Source organism: Brachyspira hampsonii, from assembly GCF_001746205.1.
Lineage (GTDB): Bacteria > Spirochaetota > Brachyspiria > Brachyspirales > Brachyspiraceae > Brachyspira > Brachyspira hampsonii_B.
This window is the reverse complement of the sequence record NZ_MDCO01000012.1, coordinates 503,853-525,361: the sequence shown is the minus strand read 5'-3', so window position 1 is coordinate 525,361 and position 21,509 is coordinate 503,853. Positions and strand designations below refer to the sequence as shown.

Genomic DNA, 21,509 nt, shown 5'->3' with positions numbered 1-21,509 from the left:
ATGCATTAATAAATAATTAAAAAAAGATTTATGATATTTTCAAATTGTCAATTTCACATTTTAGTTTATTCATATAGCTGTCTAATATTTTATTAATTTTATTTCTAATAGTTTCACTTTCTAATATTTTTGATGATAATCTTAATAATACTGCATAATGTGCAATAATATCTTTGTCTGTTTCATCGTCTATATAAGTTGTGTATGTTGAGTATCTGCATATAGTTTTACTATCTTTTATGTGAGCTCCTATTATTTCATCATATTTTCTTTTACCATTTATATAATATTCTATATATACTGCTGCATTGTATTGTGTTAAATCTACATGCAGATTATTATTGTTCAATAATTTTCTTATTTCTATTGTAGCTTCATTATTATTATTTTTTTCTAATCTTTCTAATTGTTTATTATTTTTTGCTTTTTTATCCATTTTTTATTCCTATTTTTTAATTATTTATTTATGTGATGACAATAACTCTGTTCCTAAAGATATCAAGTCATTTTTTCCTAAAATTATATTTTTTTTATTTTATATACAGCCTTATATTATAATAAAGCTGTATACTAATTATTATATTAAGCAATGTTTATATTGTTTATTTCTGTTTCTGTTTTTATTATATAATAACCTAATACTTCGTTTATTTTTTCTCTTATTTCTTTTCTCATAAGTCTTGCTGATAACTCTAAAAAATCAGCATAATTATTTATAATATCATCGCTTGTATTAGTATCTACTCTCATGCTGTATACTCTAAAAGAAGATGTTATTTTTCCATCTCTGTCTTTATCAGTTCTTAGTATTTCCTCTTTATTAAAATTAACTTCTGCATTATATCTATTTAAATCTACATCTAAGTTATTATTATTTAATAATTCTCTTATTGCTTTTGTAGCCTCTTCATTATTATTTTTTATTATTGCTAATTCTTTTTTTAATTGTTTGTTCATTTTTAATTCCTCTTTTAATTATTTATTTATGTGATGACAATAACTCTGTTCCTAAAGATAGCAAGTTCTTTTCCGCAAAAAAGTTATTTTTTCTAAAAATAATTCTTATAAATGGATACAGACTTGCTAAATATATGCGTGAATATGAAGTCGGAGTAAAAGTTCTTGAAACTAGAAATATTTACAATGTGATAATATAGTATCAAATTTAAATAACACTTTGGTTTTTATTCAAATTTATAACGAAGTTATATCTAAATTAAATAATAAATTTTTTATAATTTCTATTATTGTTTTAATAAAAAAGTATGCTTGCTAAATTATTTTTTAATTTTAAATCTATACTAATTCCCAGCCCTATAGGCTTGTTGCTTAAATTTGAATTATAATATTATTTTCTTTTTTTGTTTATACTAATTTATCAGCACCCACCCAAGTTTTTTTAAATTTAAAAATTTCACTAAACGCACGGTAAATACATTTTGATATATAATTTAAATTTAATTGATAATATATTTATATGCTTAATTTTACTCTGCGTGCGTATAAGAAATTAGCTTATAACAATAACAAATTCTCTTTTTTTACTGTCCTGATATTTATTATATATATCTGATACTCTATCTATAATAATTTCTTCTCTGTCAGTTGTAATATCTAAGCATAATGCCATTTCTTTATCTTTGGAATATACTTTTCTAATCGCATTAAGAACTTTACCCAATCTATATGGAGTATCTAATATTATAATAGGCACATTCAATTTTTTTAAATATAATAATTTTTTTTCACGATCTCTGTCATCACGCGGCAAAAGCCCAGCATAATAAAATTCTTTAAAATTAAAAGGCAGGCACATAATAGCTGCCGTAATACTGCTTACGCCTGCTATAGGACGAACCTTTATATTATGAGAATAACAATACTCAAGCAAAAGCCTTCCCGGATCTTCCAATATAGGAGCGCCGCAATCACTTATAAGAGTAACCGTTTTACAGTTTATAATCTTTGTCATTATTTCATCAATATCTTTAGATTTTTTTGTGTGTTCACTAAACTCTATTAAACATTCTCTGTTTTTATCTATATTAAGTAATTTGAAAAGTGTAGTGGCTTCTCTAAAACTTTCAACTAAAATAATATCACTTTCAATTAAAACTTCCTTCAATCTTTCAGTATTATCTTTATAATTACCTATATCTCTTGCAGCAATGTAAACAGTAAGCATATATAATCCTATTTTCTCAATGAAGTATTTGTATTATAAATCCAATTTGTACTTATTATGTTATTACTTATAAATATATTAGTAAAGAATGTATTAGTAAGGAAATTATTAGCTTTAGAACGCTCTTCCATTTCATTAATCTTTTTAACTTTAAGATTTAAAGCTCTAATAACAGCATAAGTTTCATTATCAATATTACCATCTATTTTTTCCGGTCTGAAATGACATTGAAAAGCATAAAGCACCTTTCTGGAATCAAAATCCCAAACATTATTTGTAGGCATACTTGTATATCCGTATTTTATAAACTCTTCTTTTATATCCATTACTTTTGCTTTTCTATATTCATTATCATTTAAAAAGTTGCTGTAATCATACTCATCATACCACATACCTAAATTATATTCATCATGAAGTCTTTTCCATGGGAATTTAGGTCCTGGGTCTTTTTTTCTGTATGGAGCTATATCCGAATGTCCTAATATATTATAAGGCTTTATTCCATATTTCTCTATTAACTCTTTAAGTAAATACGCTACCTTTTCTATCTGGCTCTCCTCAAATTCTATGTACTCATCATAAGGAATAAAAAATAAATCGTCCCTTTGTTTTTTTGTCATTCTTCTTAAATCTTCATAAGTATTTGTAACCTTTCTTAAAAATCCTAAATTTACTATTTCTATACCAATAGAAGTGTCATTCATAGTAAGTCTGTTATCAAACATAGTAACACCAGCATGCCAAGCTCTGTCATTATCATCAACAAGTTTATATATAGGTTCATCTTTTTTTGTAGTTATAAGATAATGTGCCGATACACCGGGATCAGTTAATACTTTAAAAGATAAATCATCATTTAAAGCAGTATAATGAAGTATAATATATTTTATTCTTAAATTATATGCAGGAGATTTAAAAGCACTTGACACCTTAGGAGCTATTTTCCTAGTTCTTATGGGCGTTATATTCTCATCATTACAAGATGTAAATACTATTATTATTACTAATAAATAAATAAATCTAATATATTTAAACATATACAGGAACTCCGTTAAATCTATATCGTATAAAACCTTTATAGAATTCTTTAACTTCTACATAAGCAAAATAATATGCCTGTGCTGTATTTATTCTGGCATGTCTATGAAGTAAATTGCTATAAAAACTATAAATAAAATCTAAATACATACCATCAGCTAAAGAACCAATACCTGAAATGACAGTGCTTACACCAGAGGAAAGCAATGATTTTGTCAATTTATTATCAGCTTCTTCCATGTTGCATGCATTAATAAAAATAAGCGAAGGAGGATTATGTAATGCCGCTACTGAATTTAGTATATAATCCTCACTCAATTTTATTCCGTCCTTATATCCATGTGTGATAATATGAACTATATCATAACTTTCCAATATTTTAACAAACTCAAAATAATTATGCTCTTTTTTATATAAATCTATTTCTATATTCTTTATATTATTTTGCAATGACAAAATAGAATCTATCTCTCGTTTATCGTATAAAATATCTTCATTTGGTATTGAAATAATAGCCATCTTTAATTTTTTATTGTCAATTTTCTTATTATGCAAAACATTAGATGCATTATTATATGAAAAGATTATATTTTCGGATAAAAATTTACCGTCAAAAGATAGTATCTCCCAAGGAATAGTGTATGTTTTATCGTCAAGATGAAGATAAACTATCCTAAATCCATCAAGCAAATGTTCTCTGAAGTCTTTTTCTGGAATTAGCATATTCATCAAATAACTTCCAAGTTCCATATATCTGTCTATACTTTTATTTTCACTATTTGCATACTTTAATAAACGAACATATTCATTATATATACTTTCATAAGCCTTATTATCAAAATGCTTTTCGTATTCTGCCACATAAAGCGACGGATATGTTTCTATAGATTGATATTTGAAAATATTATCATTTATAGAACATGAAAAAAAGGTTTGTGATATATTATCATTTAAAAGTATTAATCTATCTCTTAATTTGGAAAATGTCTTAGAATCTATTTCATATATTGCAAAATCTGAATACTTATATTCTAATTTATAATATATTCCTCTTCTTCTTTTATAATTGTCAGTTATATAAATATTTGTATAGTCTTTGTTTGACATTTCATTATTTTTATTATTTAAATCAATTTCATAATAGCCGTATAATTTATTTTTTTCATTATCATATAAAAATATATTTATAAAACTTTCATCTTTTTTTAGAGATTTTTCGATCTTTTTTACAGATGTATTTTTTAAAGAAATATATTCTATATGATGAGATAAAAAGTATTCTCTATTTTGAGTTACAATATATGATTTACATGTCATTTAATCAAGCATCTTCTTTTTAAGTACAAACAATAATTATTTATTATACAGTAATTTTTTATATAATCAAATAAAATGTTTGTAAATAATTATAATCGGATAATGCATAAGAATAGATAAATAAATTATTTAGTTTCAAATCCGTCAAGAGCAGAACTGTATGTATCGCTGTCTGGAAATAATTTTAATGTAATCAAAGCTGTATTATTATATTTTTCTTCATCAAAACCATTTAAAGGTATTTCTATTGTTATATCTTTTCTTAATACCAAATTGGAAGATTGAACTCCTATCCATAAATAAAAATTAAGCTTAAACTTTTCACTTCCTTCAGTATATTCAAAATACATATTGTCAAGTTTTATGTATTTTCCAGTAGTCATAGTTCTTCCCCAATCATTCATATTGCACATATAATATCCGCCGTTATAATCAGCATTATAAGTACAATCTTTATTATTGAGATTTATTTCAATTACGCTTGCATACATACTGTCATTTTTTACGAAATATTTTGAACTAGAAGAACCTTCTACTTTTAATTTAAAATACATAGTTTTTGTAACTATTTGAGTATTATTATTATTTCCTCCGCTGCCAGAATCCTCATCTGAATTACTTGTATTCTCATTATTTTCACTGCCTGAATTTTCAGTATTTTCATTTGAAGTATCTGTACTTACAGGATTTAATGCTTTATAATTGCAGCCGTATATAAAAAGGCATACTGATAATAGTATAATTAATAATTTCTTCATACTATAATAAAATTTAACAAATTTAATATCTTTTGTCAATAGTTTTTGTTATATTTAAAGAATACATAATGTAAAACTATTGTAAATTATTAAATTATAATATATTATGTTAATAATTTTGCGAAAACATATTGAAATAAATTTACATTAAATATATACTTATTAGTAATTATTCTTAATAAAAATAATTTTTGGGAGGTTCAATTTGAGTTGGATAGGTGCTATTATATTACTAAGCATATTAGTATTTGTTCATGAAATGGGACATTTACTTGCAGGCTTAGCAGTTGGAATAAAGGCTGAGGCTTTCTCTATAGGTTTCGGTCCTATACTTTTCAAAAAAGAAATTAAAGGAATAGACTTTAGATTTTCAATTATTCCTTTCGGAGGATACTGTAAGTTCAAAGGTGAAATTGCAGAAGACGGCAAAGTAGAAGAAGGAGATTTTCTTAATATGTCGCCTTTAAAAAGAATAATAGTTTATTTTGCAGGTCCTTTCTTTAACTATTTATTTGCATTTTTGCTTCTTACGATATTGGTGTCTCTTCCTTCAAAGATAGATTTGTATTCGCCTACAGTATCAGTATTTAAAGACGGAAGATATATGCATTCTAAATCAGGCATAACATTAGCTTATGAATATGGTATGCAAAGCGGAGATACTATTACAGCTATAAACGGCGTAAAAGTAGAATCTGACAATGATATACTAAAAACTATAAATGATGAGGCAATACAGAAGGCAGCTGAAGATATAGTTTTCAGCATCAGCAGAAACGGTGAGGCCATTAATATAACTATACCTTCTGTTGAAATGCTTAAGGCTTTGAGCGGAGAAAGGGCTTTAGGATTATATTTCGGAGATGATCTTGTTATAAAAAATGTGATTTCAGATTCTGCTGCTTCTGAGGCTGGGCTTATGGCTGGAGATAAAATAATATCTATTAATGGAATGAATGCAAGAAATATAGCTGATTTCAGACCTATAGTAATGGATAATGCCTCTCAGAAAATTAATATCACTGTAATAAGAAATGGCGAGGAGATTACAAGAGAGGCTATACCAAGACCTGTAGCTTCAAAAACTATAGGAACTTATGGAAGTTTGGGAGTAGAATTTGAAAGCACTCCTATGAGAGTTGAAAAAGTTGATGGAATACCTTTTCCTAAATCAATACCTGAAGCTTTTAAAGAAACAGGTAATTATATAATATCATATCTTAATGGTTTAAAATTATTATTTACAGGAAAATTATCAGTTCGTGAAAATTTGGGCGGACCTGTAAGAATTATACAGATTTCATCACAGGTTATTTCTGTTGATATAGAATACAGGCTTAGAACTATACTTTCATTTACTGCTACTATAAGTTTAATACTTTTCTTAATGAATCTTCTTCCTCTTCCGGTAGTAGACGGAGGTATGATAGTATTTTCATTTATAGAGCTTATAATGAGACGCCCTATAGACAGAAAAGTTTTAACCAAAATACAAGCAATAGGAGCAGCATTTTTGATCACACTTGCGATATTTATAACTATTAATGACATAACGCAGTTGTTTAGATGATGATTTATAAAATATTTTCATTATGAAAATATTTTTAGAAAGTAAATAATTAAGAGGTTTGTTTGTTAGCAGACCTCTTAATTGTATTAAATATTTAATTAATTTAAAATAAAGTATTAAGAAAAATAACCGAATTAAAATATATCAATTTTTAGAGAATACTATAAAAATATGAAACTTTCAATAAAGAATTTAGCAAAAATAAAAGAAGCCGACATTGAAATAGATGGAATTACAGTTATATGCGGAAACAATAATACAGGAAAAAGCACTGTAGGTAAGGCTTTATTTGCTATTTTTGAATCTACATTAAATATAGATTATAGAATTAGAAAAGAAATAGCCTCAAAAATTATTAATGTATTTAAAAAAAGAGGTATATATATAAGCAATTTTTTATTTCATAATGAAATAGATAATGATTTTATATTTGATGTATATAATTTAGTTGATAAAAGTTATTCAAATGATTATAATGATATTGATTTATTAATTAATAATTTTGTAAAAAAAATTATTGATAATAAAGAAATTATAATAATAGATGATAATCCTACATATAAATCTGATTCTTATATAGAAATAATTTCCGATGAAATAAAAAAAATTATTACAACTCCAATTGATAGTATAAAAAAAGAATTAATTTCAAGATATTTCAGATCTATTTTTAATGAACAGATAAATAATACTGATGAAATCAATATTGCTTCTTTAGATTTAATTATTAAGGGAAAAACAAATAAAATAATATTTAATCAAAATCAATGTGAAAATTTTAATGAAGAAATAATTATAGGTAACAATATTCATTATATAGATAATCCATTTATTATTGATAAAATTAATAATAATTCTAATGGATATACTCTTATAGAAAAAAAACTTATTAATACGCTCAAAAAAGATTATACTAATAATATGCTTGAAAATATTATAGATTCTGTACAAAATAAAGAAATTTTAGATAAAATAAAGAAATTATTTGATGATGCAGTAAATGGAAAAATCAATTCCATAAGCGGATTTTATTATTTAGATAAATTAAGATTTGAAAACCTATCTGCTGGAATAAAATCTTTTATTATAATTAGAATGTTATTAGAAAGTGGTTCTTTAAAAGATAAAGATTTATTAGTATTAGATGAGCCAGAAATACATCTGCATCCTGAGTGGCAATTATTATATGCAGAAACTATAGTATTGTTACAAAAATATTTAAATTTAACAATTACAATAACAACTCATAGCCCTTATTTTTTGGAAGCTGTTAATGGATATTCAAAACTGCACAAAATACATAACAGAGTAAATTTTTATTTTGCTGAAGCTGATGATAATAATAATGTAACTATAAATAATGTTAATGATAATATAAACTTAATATTTAAAAAAATGGCAGAGCCTTTAAAAAAATTAAGAAATATGAGAATAGAAGAATTTGATAATTCAGAAAGTGAAGAATGAAAGACAAAGTTTTAAAAGAAATTCATGATTATCTCTTACCTATTTTCTTTACAAAAGAAAGTGAATATAATTTAATAAAAACATTAAAAGAATCTTCTTACTCAGAAGCAAATAATCAGTATATGACAGAATCAAATTCTCTGGTAATAAAATGCGAAAACTTAAGAGATGCATATTGTTCATATAATAAATATAGCCAGCAAGTAAAATCTGTAGATGCCGTATATAAATTTGAAAATAAAAAAATATATTTAATAGAGTTTAAAAGCGGTGCTGTTAAAGGTAAAAATATATTGAAAAAAGGTGAATCTGTATTTAAGATACTTAAAGATTTAAATTTTTTTGATGATAAAAAAGATCTATCATATATAGTTGTTTATAATCCTACAGATATACCTAAAGAAAGTTCTGAATTAGAAGATATTACAGATATTATGCTTGATTTTTCTATAGATACTAAATGTATAAATGAAATTAAAGATTATAAAAATAAAGAACTTCATAATATATCTTCATTAGAAGAAAAAATTTTTAATGAAGCATATTTCTGCACTAAAGATGATTTCAATAATTATATTGTTAAAGAGTTTGAACAGGAAGAACTATAAATAATAATTTGTATAATAATAAACTTTACTATATAATACTAATTCAAAAAAATAATCAGGATAATTATAATAAAATGAGTGAAAATTTGAAAAATGAAATATTAGAACTTGTAAAAAGTGAGGATATAATAAAACCAACCAGATATTTAGGCGGCGAGATAAATGCCATAATAAAACCAAATATGCCTTTTAAATTTGTTATGTGCTTTGCAGATATGTACGAAATAGCCATTAGCAATTTGGGTCTTTCTATACTTTATGAGGTTATTAACTCTATTGAGTATGCATCATGTGAGAGGGTATATGCTGTTGCTGAAGACTTTGAAAAACTTTTGAGAGAGAAAAATATACCGCTTTATACTTTGGAGACTTTCAGCAGGGTAAAAGATGCTGATATTTTGGGATTTACTTTACAGTATGAGCTTATATATACAAATATACTTCAGGTGCTAGAATTAAGCCAAATACCTATACATAGAGATGAGCGGGGAGAAGATGCACCTATAATAGCGGCAGGAGGACCTAGTGTATTTAATCCATTCCCATTGGCTGATTTTATAGATGTGTTTTTATTCGGCGAGTTTGATATCGAGATGAAAAACTTTGTTGATATAATTTATAATCTCAAAAAAAACGGTGCCAAAAGAGATGATATATTAAAAGAGCTTTCAAAACTTGAGTATGCCTATGTACCTAAATACCCAAGAGAGAATGTTAAAAGAATATTTGTTGAAAATATTAATGAAATGCCTTATGTGAAGAAACCTTTAGTTCCACTTGTAGAGGGCATACAGAACAGAATATCAGTTGAAATAGCTAGAGGCTGTACTCATAGCTGCAGATTTTGTTTAGCTGGTATTACTTACCGCCCTGTAAGAAACCGTACTATAGAAAAAATTGTTGATATATCTATGGAGTCATTAGAGGCTACTGGTGCTAATACTTTAAATTTATTTTCGCTTTCTGCTGATGATTATCCTCATATTGCTGATTTGATAGAGTATTTGCAGACACTTGGAGAGAATAAGGGATTTTCTTTGTCGCTTCCTTCACTTAGAATAGATTCATTTGATAAAGATACTGCAAATAGAATAGCACAGTTTAGAAAGACTGGACTTACATTCGCATTAGAAGTAGGAAGCCATGAATTAAGAGAAAAGATTAATAAAGAAATGGACGAAGAGGCCATATACAATATACTTGCCGATGTTCAGAAAATGGGCTGGAAAATAGTAAAGATATATTTTATGATAGGCTTTACTGATAATCCAGAAAAAGAAGCTGATGAGATAATAGAAGCACTTGAAAAGATGATTAAAGTGTCAAAAAACAAAGTAAAAATCAATGCCGCAATTAATGTATTTATACCAAAGCCTCATACGCCTTTAGAAAATAATAATCAGCTTACAGATGAAGAAGCTATTTACTATATAGGAAAGGTGAGAGATCATTTTAGAGGTACAAAGGTTGCTATAAAATATCACCCTCCAAGAATGGCAGAGATTGAAGGGATAATATCAAGAGGCGATGAAAAAATAGGTAATATTATTTACAAAGCATACAAAAAAGGTGTAAGATTCGATGCTTGGGTTGAGCATTTTAATTATGATGCTTGGAAGGAAGTAATAGAAGAAAGCGGATATACTATAAAAGAATTGTTAAGCAAACAAATAAATATGCCTTGGAAATGTATTGATACTCTTGTAAGTCAGAAGTTTTTTGATAAAGAATACGAGAGATTTCAAAACGGTAAGTTCACAGAATACTGCTTTACAGGTAATTGTCAGAACTGCGGTATAGACTATAAAAAATACTGCCATAAATATAAAAAAGAAGTTTTAAATACCAACTTTACTCAAATGGTTGAAGAATTAAAAACATTAAAAAAACGCGATATATTTGCTGTAAATTATAAAATGTTTATGAAGTTCAAAAAAGAAGGTATATCTTCATTACTAGGTATGCATGATTTATCACGTGTTATAATATGTGCTTTAAAAATAGCAGGGGCTAGCATATCATTAAGCAAAGGTTTTCATCCATTAGAGAAAGTGGTATTTACGCCTCCAACTCCTTTTGCTTGTGAGAGTGAAGCAGAGTATATGGAAGTGAGTTTAACTGATGCTATAGACATAGATTTATTAAAAAACAAAATTAATAATTTACTTTCTCATATAGGTATAGAAATAATGAGTGCTGTTTCTACTCCTACAAATGCTAAAAATATACAGTCTCTTCCAAAGAACACTATTTATAAAATTACAACAAGTGATGATAAAAAGGCTTTTGATATACTTTCAAACAAAGAAGATTTGAAATCAAGCGAAGAGAGAAAAGGAGATTATTTAATTATAAATAAAGATAATGATTTACTTATAACACTTTTAGAAAGCAGCGAAAAGGCTATAAGAGTACGAGATATAAAAAGCTATCTTTTGAAGAATGATATTAATATAAAAAATATCAGAAAATTAGAGCTAGTTTAACATTTGATTTTTTATTTATCATATTTTTGAATATTTAATTTATAGAATAACTTTTTAATATTTGCTTTATTTTTTGTATTTATATTATTTAATTCTTATTTATAAAAAATAAAAAACCCGCCTTATAAAATAAGGCAGGTCTTTTTATAAAATATGATTAATTCTAATATTTACTGCCAATAATTTGCATACAGATAAATATGTATATATTTGATTGTATCTGGTAAATTATAATTTAAAGAAGAAATTGAAACTCCTAAAACATAATCACCATAAGTAATGTTAGCTGGAGTACTAAACCAATTAGCATCAGGAGTCAATATTACTTCCCCATTATAAGATTGTAATGCCGTCTTAATATTATTCAATATTTCAGCTTGGCTTACATAGGGAGTATTTCCTGATGTTTGTCTAAAATCTAAATAAAATACATAAGGATTTTGATTACCATTAAAACCTAAAGAACCACTGCTAAAATCAAAATATCCAGTTTTTAATGTGTCATCAGAAATGTTTCCTAAACTATTTAAAGCAGAATTTATTTTTACTTTGGCTTGTTCTTTAGTTAAAACTTCTCCTCCAGATATTCCAGTAATATTATCAGGAGCAGCTACACTTTTAGCACAGCTCATTGTAAATAATGATAAGCTCATTAATATAGATAAAATCAATAATAATTTTTTATCTCCTATACTCATTAATTAAATCTGTAAGTTAATTGACCGCCGAAGCTCATATTTAAGAAACTTAACTGACTAGCTTCTGCATACAAGTCTAAATTGAAGTCATCTGTAACTATAAAGCCCATACCAAAGAATCCTGCTATACCAGACCTTGTTTTGTATGTAGTAGTTTTATTAGCTTTTCCGTTTGCATCTTTAGCTTGATCTATAGTGATATCAGCACCTAATAATAAAGCAGTACCGAATCTTAATTCATACCATTCAACAGGTCTCCATAATGTACCTATAGGAAGTTTAACTACTGGAGAAATTGCTAAAATATCCTTTCCATAATTAGTAACTGTTTGAGCTGTACCGCCAATAGTTTGTTCTAGTTTATCTCTATTATTTATACTAAATACTAAATCTATCTCAGGCTCCATAGCCAATGATACCTGATCATTAACCAAGCTCCATTCCATAGGGAAGCTAGCCCAAACACCTATATTTACTCTTGCTGCCTTTTGAGTAGTTTTATATTCAGTTGTTCCATTTTTACCATTTTGACCTACATTGTTATTAAGTCCTGCCTCTAAATCAAGTCCCATATTGATGCCTGTCATAGGTCCCATAGGAAGACTTAAGAAAAACTCTGGATTTAAATTTAACCAAATCATATCTCCGTAATTTGGATCATTTGGATTTGAATTGTATGTTACTTCATCAACTTCCACTCCAGCCACAGTACCTTTTCTTTTAGTATTGTAGAAATCAAGAGTTATGCTTACAGGTATAGTTAATTTATGTTCACCGAATTTGATAGCTGCTGCTATTTCATGTCTCCAACTTCCATTATGTGTATAACTATAATAGTCATTATTTCCTGCTGCATCTTTAGTTTGATTTACAGTATATGGAGCAGTTCCTGTTAACTGAAAATTATAATGCACTGCTGCCATATCATTTATTCTGAAAGCTGCTGTTACATTTTGCTGCTGAGCCTATTGTCCATTTATTATTTGTAGTAGAAATATTTCCGTCTTTATCTGTTGTATAGTTAGACTGTCATCAAATTTGTATGCTGCTGCAAAACCTAAATACATACCACAACAAAAGATCCTTGTATTCCATTATTTATTTTACCTGTTGTAGGATCAGTAGCAATATCGCCTTGAGCAGTATTATTTAAATTACCTAAATATCCTGCTGAAAAGAATGATCTTTGCAAATCAAATATGTCTTTTGCGTTTACTCTGTCAGAGTCTGTATCAAACTGACCTGCTGTTGCTCTTTTTACTGCTGAATTGTTCAAAGTAAAAGGAGTGTCCTCAACTGATTGTGCAAATGCTGATGTTGAAATTAATAAAGAACCTAATGCTGCTGCTAGGAACTTTACTTTTTTGCTAACTTTCTTCATAAGTTATCTCCTAAAATTATTTTTATACTTATTTTATATTTATTAAAATTCTTAAAAATAAGAATATTAATAGCTAAAATATGCTAAATAAATTTAATTATTCAGCAATATTATAGAAAAAAGTTTTATTAAACAAACATTAATATAATTAAAATATATAATATCATACAAATCAAATATTTCATATTATTTTATCAAAATTCATTACATTATTCAATACTTATTGCATATTTTTTTAAAAATAAAAACATTTTTTTAATTTTTATAAAAAAAATAAACAAATATATCATAACTTTATTATTTTTCTTTACTAAATTATTTATTATAATTTAAAAATATATAGATTTTGTAAATTTATTATAAATAACACTATTATACAATAAAATATTCAATAACTATGCATTAAAAAACTTGTCATACTCAATATTTTACTATATTATGGTAGTAATATTTTTAAGGAGAATGAAATGAAATCTTACAGAAAAGTTTTAGAAATAAATTATCCAAAAAGAAGAGGATATATGAATATTACCCAAGAAGTTCAGAAATGCCTAAATGAAAGCGGTATTAAAGAGGGACTTGTTTTATGCAATGCTATGAATATAACAGCAAGCGTATTTATCAATGATGATGAAAGCGGACTTCATCAGGATTTTGAAGTATGGCTTGAAAAATTAGCTCCTGAAAAACCTCATAGTCAATATAATCATAATGGCTATGAAGATAATGCCGACGCTCATATGAAAAGACAATTAATGGGAAGAGAAGTTGTAGTGGCTGTTACAGACGGCAAACTTGATTTCGGAACTTGGGAGCAGATTTTTTATGGAGAATATGACGGAAAAAGAGTGAAAAGAGTATTGATAAAAATTATAGGGGAATGATATTAATTTTATGATAAAGCCAAAAAGATTAGAAAAAGGAAATACTATAGGCATAATAACTCCTTCAAGTGCATGCCCTAAAAATAAACTCTATGAGGGAATAGAATATTTAGAAAGCAGAGGATACAAGATAAAATTATCAAAACATGTATTTGATAATTATAATGGATACGGCGGAAATGATGAGGCAAGGGCTGAAGACTTAAATAATTTCTTTAAAGACGATAAAGTTGATGCAATAATATGTTCAAGAGGCGGATACGGTGCAGTTAGAATACTTGATAAGTTAAATTACGATATCATAAAAAGCAATAATAAAATATTTGCAGGCTACAGCGATATAACTTCTTTTCATTTGGCTTTTTATGAAAAAACAAAACTCATTACCTTTCATGCCCCAATGGTAAGCATAGATATGATAAAAGGAAAATCATTTGATGAAGCCTCATTGAATAATATGTTTGATGTTTTAGAGAGTAAAGAAAAAATAATTTATAAAAATCCTGACGGATCAGAATTTGAAAGCATATCTTATGGAAATGATGGAAAAGCAGAAGGAATATTAATAGGCGGGAACTTCATTGTCATGATGTCTAGTTTCGGCACAGAATATTTTCCGAAATTAAATAAGGATTATATATTATATATAGAAGAAGTAGATGAAAAACCTTATAAGATTGATAGAATTATATCTGCTATATTTAATTCAAAAGAAATAGGCAAATCTATAAGAGGAATTGTAGTTGGTGATTTTGAAAACTGCGATTTGCTTGAAGGAGAAAAAGAAACAGGATTTAGAACTGCCAAAGAAACTATAATAGAAAGATTCAGCAATTTAAATATACCTGTACTTACAAATGTAAAATGCGGACATGGTAAAACTAAACTCACTATTGCACATGGTGCTATGGTAAAGATTGATGCTGAAAATAAAAGTTTTGAAACATTAGAAAATGTACTGATTTAAAAAAGAACAATAAAAAATTCAAATAGAAATAAGAGAGTTATTATGAAATTGTTTTTTAGTGATTATGATATGACTATTTATATTTATGAAAAAATTGATGAAAGTGTTTTTGATGCTATAAAAAAATGGCGAGAAGCTGGAAACCTATTTATTATTGCAACAGGAAGAAATAAATTTTCTATATTTGAACATATTGAAAGGCATGGATTGGAATTCGATTATTTGATAGCCAATAACGGAGCTTTAGTATTCAATAATAAAAAAGAAATGATATTTAAAGATGCTTTTGATGATAAAGTGTCATATAAAGTAATAAGATTTCTGCATGAAAAATTCGGCGGTACAGTAGAAATAGTAAATGATAATTATTTAATATCTGTAAAATCAAAAGATGGAAATGATATACTTCCTTTTAGAGTTGATAAAAAGATAGATATAGAGCAAATAGAAACCGTAAAAAATATTATACAAATAAATAAAATGACTCCTAATGCTGAAACTACTGAAATAACGGCAAATATTATTAATAAAGAATTTGAAGAAGTAACAGCTTATGCTAATATTAGAACTATTGATATAGTAAAAAATACAGTTAATAAAGCGAATGGAGTTGATTTTGTATATAGACTATTAAATAAAAATAATAATGTAGAAAAAATAATAACTGCAGGCGATTCCAACAATGATATAGAAATGATAAAAAAATATGACGGCTATATACAGATGGATGCTAATAAAAGAATTAAATCTATAACAAATAAATATTTTAATTTTATTTCTGATATTATTTATAAAGAGTTATAAGATATTGATTTTAATACTTTATTAGGGTATAATTAAATAAAGAATATAAGGAGCATTTATGTGAGGAATATTTTGTATAATCGGTCTGATTATAGCAGGTATAGTAAGTTTATTCGATAAATTAAGAGGAAAAAAAGAATAACCCCGAATTATTTTAATAAATAAAACGGGGCTTTTTTATTAAATAAAAATAGATTATTCTGCCTGATAAACTAATTTTCCATCTATATAAGTTTTTAATACTTTAGTTTTTGTAATATCTGTAGGCACTATCTCAAGTATATTTTGATCCAATATTATAAAATCTGCTTTCTTTCCTACTTTGATAGAACCCAAAGTATCTTCAGCAAAATTCTGATAAGCACCATTTATTGTGGCAGAATCCATCATCTGTTCAACACTTACTATTTGATCTTCCCCAAGTAATGATTCAGCTTCTCCTTCTAAATTCATTCTTGTAGCACCAATCTGTATGCCGTCTAAAGGTCTAGGAGGAACTGTTACAGGATAATCGCTTGCAAGTGATACTACACATCCTGCATCAAATAAGTCTTTCATAGGATATTCTTTACTAGCTCTTTCTTCTCCTAAATAAGGAAGTTCTAATTCATAATAATATCCATCTTCTTTAAAAAACCAATAAGGGTTTGTAACAGCAACTATATTTAATTCTCCCATTCTTTTTATATCATCTTTGTTAACTACTTGCAAATGTGTTATAGCATGTCTTTTATTAGCGGCACCTGTTTGTTTTTGTACATAATCAAGGGCATTTATAGAAAGTCTTGCCGCTGCATCTCCTATAGAATGTATATGTATTTGAAGCCCTAACTCTTCAGCTTTCAAACATACTTCATTCATAAAGTCCTGCTCCCATAATCCTACACTTCTAAATCCGGGATCAGAAGCATAATCCTCAAGTAAGTAAGCAGTCTTACCCTCTACCACTCCATCAGCAAATAATTTTACTGTTGTAAGCTTAAATTTATTTCCATTAGCTTGTTTTTTCAAATCAGCTATTACATTTAAATTTGATATAGGGTCATTATCTGCTAATACCTGATAGCCTGAAAAATAAGTTAATTTTAAATCTCCGCTTTTATCAAGTTCATTTAAAGCAGAAAATAAATTTTTACCATCTGAGTTCATATTCAATAAAGGATTGAATATAGATGTAACTCCATAAGATAAAGCTTCATCTTGATATGATAGTATTCCATTTTTATATTCTTCTATAGAATAATCAGGCAATTTAGCCAATATCAAATCCTGAGCTTTTTCTCTGAAAGTTCCTGTAGGTTCTTTAGTAACAGGATCTCTTTCTATCACTCCGCCTTCAACATCTGGAGTATCAGCATCTACTCCAGCAATTTCCATAGCTTTAGAGTTTACCCATATAGAATGATAATCCTGTGATGTTAATACTATAGGAATTTCTGTAGAAATTCTATCAAGAACATCTTTAGTAGGTCCGTTTTTAGGAGTATATCCATTACCCCATCCTGAACCTCTCAATATTTTCAAACCCTCATGTTCAGCAAGGAAATTTGAAACTATTCTCTCATAATCCTGCATAGACTTTCCATCATATAATTCTACTTGGTATAATTTACCTATACCACCTAACTCAGCATGTGCATGAGCTTCAAAAAAACTAGGCATTGCCATACCGCTTTCTAAATTAATAACTTCGGTATTATCACCTATAAACTCTTTTACTCCTTCTTCATCTCCGACATATTGGTATACACCATCTTTAATAGCGATAGCATTCACTATTTTCTGATTAGTTTCAGATGTGTATATTGTACCGGTTATTACAGTATCAGCATATTTACTTCCGCCATTACAACCGATTACAATAAAAGATAAAATTAGTAAAATGATTGGTAATAATGTTTTTTTGTTCACTTTTTGTAAACTCCTTTAAATAAAATTTTAAAATGAACCATAATTTTATATTAATTGAATACTATATACAATACGGATACATGTAATTTTTTTGAATTTTTATTAAAAAAATTTAATTTTTATATAGTTTTGTAGAAAATGAAAAATCATTAAACAAATTCAGAATTACTTTTTAGATAAAATGAAATATATATTTAATATTAATTTGAATATTTTTCTAATAATTCATCTATTAATTTCATTTTTTCTTTATTTTTTATATGATAGAATTTACCTATTGTAGTTGGAAAATAATCTTCTTCTTTTAATTTATATATTTTAACTTTAGCAGCTATTACCCAATCAGAAATATTAACTCTCTCAATTTCATTTTTATTGAATTTAATATTAAAATTATCAAGAGAATCAGAATCAGTCAAAGCCTCAGCAACGGCAACAGCAGTTAAACCATCTGCTATCATTATCTTAGTACCTTTTAAAAACTTTTTCTCTCTTACTTTTTCTGCCCCAGCTTTCACTTCAGCAAATACAATATTATGTCTATAGAATATATCCAAAAGTTTAATATCTCCATGCTCGCCTCTCCTGCTTCCAAATTTAACATACTGCATATATTATTCTCCTTAAAACTTATATATAAAATTAAGAGTTCTTTATATTATAACAAACAAGAAATCTATCTTTTCCGTTTAAATCTTTTTTTACTAATGCATTTTTTATATTAAAAGAATGACATATATCAGCCAATGCCTTCCCCTGATTACAGCCTATTTCAAAAAAGAAAGCCCCATCATCTTTTAAATATCTTTCTATAATACTTAAAAAACTTTTGTAAAAATCAAGTCCGTCAAGTCCGGAATATAGAGCATTTTGAGGCTCAAACTCCAAATCTTTTTGAAGTGAATCTTTATCTTTTAAAGCTACATAAGGAGCATTTGAAACTATTATATCAAATTTTCTCTTAGGTATAAACTCCAAAGCATCTGCATTTATTATATTTATTAATCTTTCATCTCCCAATATATTTAAAGCATTTTTCTTTATAACTTCAAAAGCACCATTACTTATTTCAATAGCTGTAATATCAATATTTTTATTCTGCTCTAAAAATAATTTTTTTAATGTTAAAGGTATATTTCCGCTTCCTGAACCAATATCGCATATTGAAATATTATCTTTATCATTTGTATAATCTAATACCAAGTCGATAAGCTCTTCAGTTTCCGGTCTTGGTATAAGCACATTATTATCAACATAAAAACAAAAACCGTAAAACTCTTTTTTATTTGTAATGTATGATATAGGCTCATAATTTAATCTTCTTTTTATAAAACTATCTATTATATTTATTTCCTCTTCAGTTAATTCTCTAAGTCCTTCGGATATTAACTTTATTTTATTCATATTTAAAGAATGCATTATGATAGTCTGTGACTCAATATAAGACACTTTATAATCATCATTGATTTTTTCTAATTGTTTAGCATAATTTATTACTGCTTGATTTATATTCAAATTAACCATTTAAAAATAATCTCTATTAAGAGTGTATAATTTAGTATAAACATTAAAACCATAAACTCATAATACATATACTTCCATTACTATTTTTCTATTGTACACTATTGCACAAGTCTGCTCATAATGCTAGTACATATTATATTCAAAAAAAGAGTATTGTCAATTTTATCAATTATTTATATTAAATAAATTTTAATCTATTTATAGAATATATAATAATAATAAAATTATGATAAAATATTTTGATTTATAGGCTTAAATATTAAAAAAATTTGTTTAACTATATGCATATAAGAATTAATACAATGGAGTTTTATATGCATACAAAAATATATTCAGAAGCTCTTTACGGCATAGAAGGAATACCTATTGTAATAGAAGTTAATATATCTGAAGGTTTGCCTAAATTCGATGTTGTAGGATTACCGGATCAGGCAGTAAATGAAGCAAAAGAGAGAGTAATTGCTGCTATAAACAACAGCGACAGATTTTTCCCTCCTAAAAGAATAACTATAAATTTAGCCCCTGCTGACTTAAAGAAAACAGGAAGTATGTATGATTTGGCATTCGCTTTGGGAATACTATCCTCAAGTGCTCAGGTATTTTTTTCTGACTTTATGGATAAAACTATAATACTTGGAGAATTGGCTCTTGACGGAAGTGTAAGGGAAGTTAAAGGAATATTCTCAATGCTTTTAAATGCTAAGGAATTGGGTATAAAAAATGCTGTAATACCATTTAATAATATAGAAGAAGCTAATATCATTGAAGGACTTAATTTATACCCTGTAAAAACTTTAAAAGAGGCGATAGATACAATAGAAGGAAAAAAAGCTCCTATCATATCAGAAGGCAAATTTAATTTTAATAGCGAAGAAAATGAAAATATAGATTTTTCAGATGTTAAAGGTCAGGAATATGCTAAAAGGGCAGCAATGATAGCAGCAGCAGGCGGACATAATTTTATAATGATAGGCTCTCCCGGATGCGGTAAAACTTTGATAGCAAAAAGAATACCTACAATACTCCCTCCTCTCACCTTTGAAGAAGCCCTTGAAGTTACAAAAATATATTCTTCTTACGGACTATTGTCAAAAAATATTCCTATAGTAAAAAAACGTCCGTTTAGAATACCTCATCATACTTCTTCTTATGTAAGTTTAGTGGGAGGAGGCAGAAATATAAAGGCAGGAGAAATAACATTGGCTCATAATGGAGTTTTGTTCCTTGATGAATTTGTAGAGTTTCAAAGCTCAGCACTTCAAACATTAAGAGAACCTATGGAAGAAAAAAGTATAACAATAAGCAGAGCAAATGGAAGTATTTCCTTTCCTGCTAATTTTACTTTAATTGCCGCTATGAACCCTTGTCCTTGCGGTTATTACGGAGATGAAAAACATACATGCCGATGCTCTGATATAGCTAGAAAAAAATATATAGCTAAACTTTCAGGTCCTATACTTGATAGAATAGATATATCAATAGAAGTTCGTGCAGTTGAGTATGCTAAGATGACTTCAAAAGCCGATGGCGAGAGTTCTGCCTCTATGCGTAAAACAGTTATTGAGGCTAGAAAAAAACAGGAGAAAAGATTCAAAGATAACGGACTTAAAATATTTTCTAATTCATCTATGGGCATAAAAGATACTGAAAAGTTCTGCATATTAGATGATAAAGCTAAAAATTTACTTAATATGGCTATGGAAAGATTTTCAATGAGTGCAAGAAGCTATAATAAAATATTGAAAGTATCAAGAACTATAGCAGACTTAGATGACAAAGACATAATAGGAGCAGAACATGTAACAGAGGCTTTGCAGTACAGATTTAATTTTAATAACTGAAATTTTAAAATATTAAATCATATTTATATAAAAAAGAGCTTAACTTATTAAAAGCTAAACTCTTTTTTAT

20 protein-coding genes and 1 pseudogene are annotated in these 21,509 nt (G+C 26.9%); 9 read left to right on the top strand and 12 right to left on the bottom strand.

Translation table 11 applies throughout. The annotated features are described in order from the left end of the window. Window positions 1–28: 28 nt before the first annotated feature. Together BFL38_RS11275 and BFL38_RS11270 are read right to left on the bottom strand one after the other, a co-directional pair. On the bottom strand, window positions 29–436 hold the full coding sequence (locus BFL38_RS11275; RefSeq protein ID WP_069727132.1) for a hypothetical protein: 408 nt from the start codon (window positions 434–436) through the stop codon (window positions 29–31). Window positions 437–582: 146 nt separating this feature from the next. Further along, entirely contained in the window at window positions 583–957 is a 375-nt protein-coding gene (locus BFL38_RS11270) for a hypothetical protein (RefSeq protein ID WP_069727131.1), read from the bottom strand. Window positions 958–1,049: 92 nt separating this feature from the next. Between BFL38_RS11270 and BFL38_RS15865 the strand changes: the two are divergent. After that, window positions 1,050–1,157 (top strand): annotated as a pseudogene (locus BFL38_RS15865) (restriction endonuclease); the annotation flags it as partial. Window positions 1,158–1,510: 353 nt separating this feature from the next. On the opposite strand, the gene BFL38_RS11265 reads toward BFL38_RS15865, so the two are convergent. The 4 genes from BFL38_RS11265 to BFL38_RS11250 all read right to left on the bottom strand — a co-directional run bounded on the left by BFL38_RS11265 (window position 1,511) and on the right by BFL38_RS11250 (window position 5,298). Then, window positions 1,511–2,185 carry an SAM-dependent methyltransferase gene (locus BFL38_RS11265; RefSeq protein ID WP_069727130.1) on the bottom strand — a complete coding sequence of 225 codons (675 nt, stop codon included), beginning with the start codon at window positions 2,183–2,185 and terminating at the stop codon, window positions 1,511–1,513. A gap of 8 nt (window positions 2,186–2,193) precedes the next feature. Continuing rightward, complete coding sequence (locus BFL38_RS11260; protein ID WP_069727129.1) at window positions 2,194–3,222, bottom strand: N-acetylmuramoyl-L-alanine amidase; 1,029 nt, start codon at window positions 3,220–3,222, stop codon at window positions 2,194–2,196. After that, the gene (locus BFL38_RS11255) at window positions 3,215–4,540 is read right to left on the bottom strand and encodes a CHAT domain-containing protein (RefSeq protein ID WP_069727128.1); all 1,326 of its coding nucleotides are present in this window, start codon (window positions 4,538–4,540) and stop codon (window positions 3,215–3,217) included. Before BFL38_RS11255 ends, BFL38_RS11260 begins: the two co-directional genes overlap by 8 nt. Window positions 4,541–4,665: 125 nt before the next feature. Beyond that, on the bottom strand, window positions 4,666–5,298 hold the full coding sequence (locus BFL38_RS11250; protein ID WP_069727127.1) for a hypothetical protein: 633 nt from the start codon (window positions 5,296–5,298) through the stop codon (window positions 4,666–4,668). A gap of 205 nt (window positions 5,299–5,503) precedes the next feature. Between BFL38_RS11250 and rseP the strand changes: the two genes are divergently transcribed. The 4 genes from rseP to BFL38_RS11230 all read left to right on the top strand — a co-directional run bounded on the left by rseP (window position 5,504) and on the right by BFL38_RS11230 (window position 11,429). Further along, window positions 5,504–6,868: an RIP metalloprotease RseP gene (rseP, locus tag BFL38_RS11245; RefSeq protein WP_069727126.1), complete on the top strand. Its 1,365-nt coding sequence runs from the start codon at window positions 5,504–5,506 to the stop codon at window positions 6,866–6,868. Window positions 6,869–7,039: 171 nt separating this feature from the next. Next, window positions 7,040–8,335 (top strand): AAA family ATPase, encoded by a 1,296-nt coding sequence (locus tag BFL38_RS11240; RefSeq protein ID WP_069727125.1) that lies wholly within the window; start codon window positions 7,040–7,042, stop codon window positions 8,333–8,335. Then, window positions 8,332–8,943, top strand: coding sequence for a hypothetical protein (locus BFL38_RS11235; protein ID WP_069727124.1), 612 nt, complete (start codon window positions 8,332–8,334; stop codon window positions 8,941–8,943). Before BFL38_RS11240 ends, BFL38_RS11235 begins: the two co-directional genes overlap by 4 nt. A 74-nt stretch (window positions 8,944–9,017) precedes the next feature. Further along, window positions 9,018–11,429 (top strand): TIGR03960 family B12-binding radical SAM protein, encoded by a 2,412-nt coding sequence (locus BFL38_RS11230; RefSeq protein WP_069727123.1) that lies wholly within the window; start codon window positions 9,018–9,020, stop codon window positions 11,427–11,429. A 170-nt stretch (window positions 11,430–11,599) separates the two neighbouring features. Here BFL38_RS11230 and BFL38_RS11225 read toward each other — a convergent pair whose 3' ends face one another. From BFL38_RS11225 to BFL38_RS15565, 3 genes are all read right to left on the bottom strand, one after another. Further along, complete coding sequence (locus BFL38_RS11225; protein ID WP_069727122.1) at window positions 11,600–12,127, bottom strand: hypothetical protein; 528 nt, start codon at window positions 12,125–12,127, stop codon at window positions 11,600–11,602. Beyond that, a complete protein-coding gene (locus tag BFL38_RS11220) occupies window positions 12,127–13,050 on the bottom strand; it encodes a hypothetical protein (RefSeq protein WP_256097255.1) in 924 nt (307 codons plus the stop codon). Before BFL38_RS11220 ends, BFL38_RS11225 begins: the two co-directional genes overlap by 1 nt. Window positions 13,051–13,184: 134 nt before the next feature. Beyond that, a complete protein-coding gene (locus BFL38_RS15565) occupies window positions 13,185–13,508 on the bottom strand; it encodes a hypothetical protein (RefSeq protein ID WP_256097254.1) in 324 nt (107 codons plus the stop codon). 467 nt (window positions 13,509–13,975) lie between these two features. Here BFL38_RS15565 and BFL38_RS11215 point away from each other — a divergent pair, with 467 nt between their 5' ends. The 3 genes from BFL38_RS11215 to BFL38_RS11205 are packed head-to-tail and all read left to right on the top strand — an operon-like array spanning window position 13,976 to window position 16,163. Continuing rightward, entirely contained in the window at window positions 13,976–14,392 is a 417-nt protein-coding gene (locus BFL38_RS11215) for a secondary thiamine-phosphate synthase enzyme YjbQ (RefSeq protein WP_069727121.1), read from the top strand. Between the two features lie 10 nt (window positions 14,393–14,402). Next, window positions 14,403–15,359, top strand: coding sequence for a S66 peptidase family protein (locus tag BFL38_RS11210; RefSeq protein WP_069727120.1), 957 nt, complete (start codon window positions 14,403–14,405; stop codon window positions 15,357–15,359). 42 nt (window positions 15,360–15,401) lie between these two features. Continuing rightward, window positions 15,402–16,163 (top strand): HAD family hydrolase, encoded by a 762-nt coding sequence (locus BFL38_RS11205; RefSeq protein ID WP_069727119.1) that lies wholly within the window; start codon window positions 15,402–15,404, stop codon window positions 16,161–16,163. A 195-nt stretch (window positions 16,164–16,358) separates the two neighbouring features. Here BFL38_RS11205 and BFL38_RS11200 read toward each other — a convergent pair whose 3' ends face one another. The 3 genes from BFL38_RS11200 to prmC form a co-directional block, all read right to left on the bottom strand. Beyond that, entirely contained in the window at window positions 16,359–18,074 is a 1,716-nt protein-coding gene (locus BFL38_RS11200) for an amidohydrolase (RefSeq protein ID WP_069727118.1), read from the bottom strand. A gap of 200 nt (window positions 18,075–18,274) precedes the next feature. Next, entirely contained in the window at window positions 18,275–18,685 is a 411-nt protein-coding gene (locus BFL38_RS11195; RefSeq protein WP_008722183.1) for a hypothetical protein, read from the bottom strand. A 31-nt stretch (window positions 18,686–18,716) separates the two neighbouring features. After that, a complete protein-coding gene (prmC, locus tag BFL38_RS11190; RefSeq protein WP_069727469.1) occupies window positions 18,717–19,589 on the bottom strand; it encodes a peptide chain release factor N(5)-glutamine methyltransferase in 873 nt (290 codons plus the stop codon). Between the two features lie 323 nt (window positions 19,590–19,912). Between prmC and BFL38_RS11185 the strand changes: the two genes are divergently transcribed. Further along, complete coding sequence (locus tag BFL38_RS11185) at window positions 19,913–21,439, top strand: YifB family Mg chelatase-like AAA ATPase (RefSeq protein ID WP_069727117.1); 1,527 nt, start codon at window positions 19,913–19,915, stop codon at window positions 21,437–21,439. Window positions 21,440–21,509: the final 70 nt, after the last annotated feature.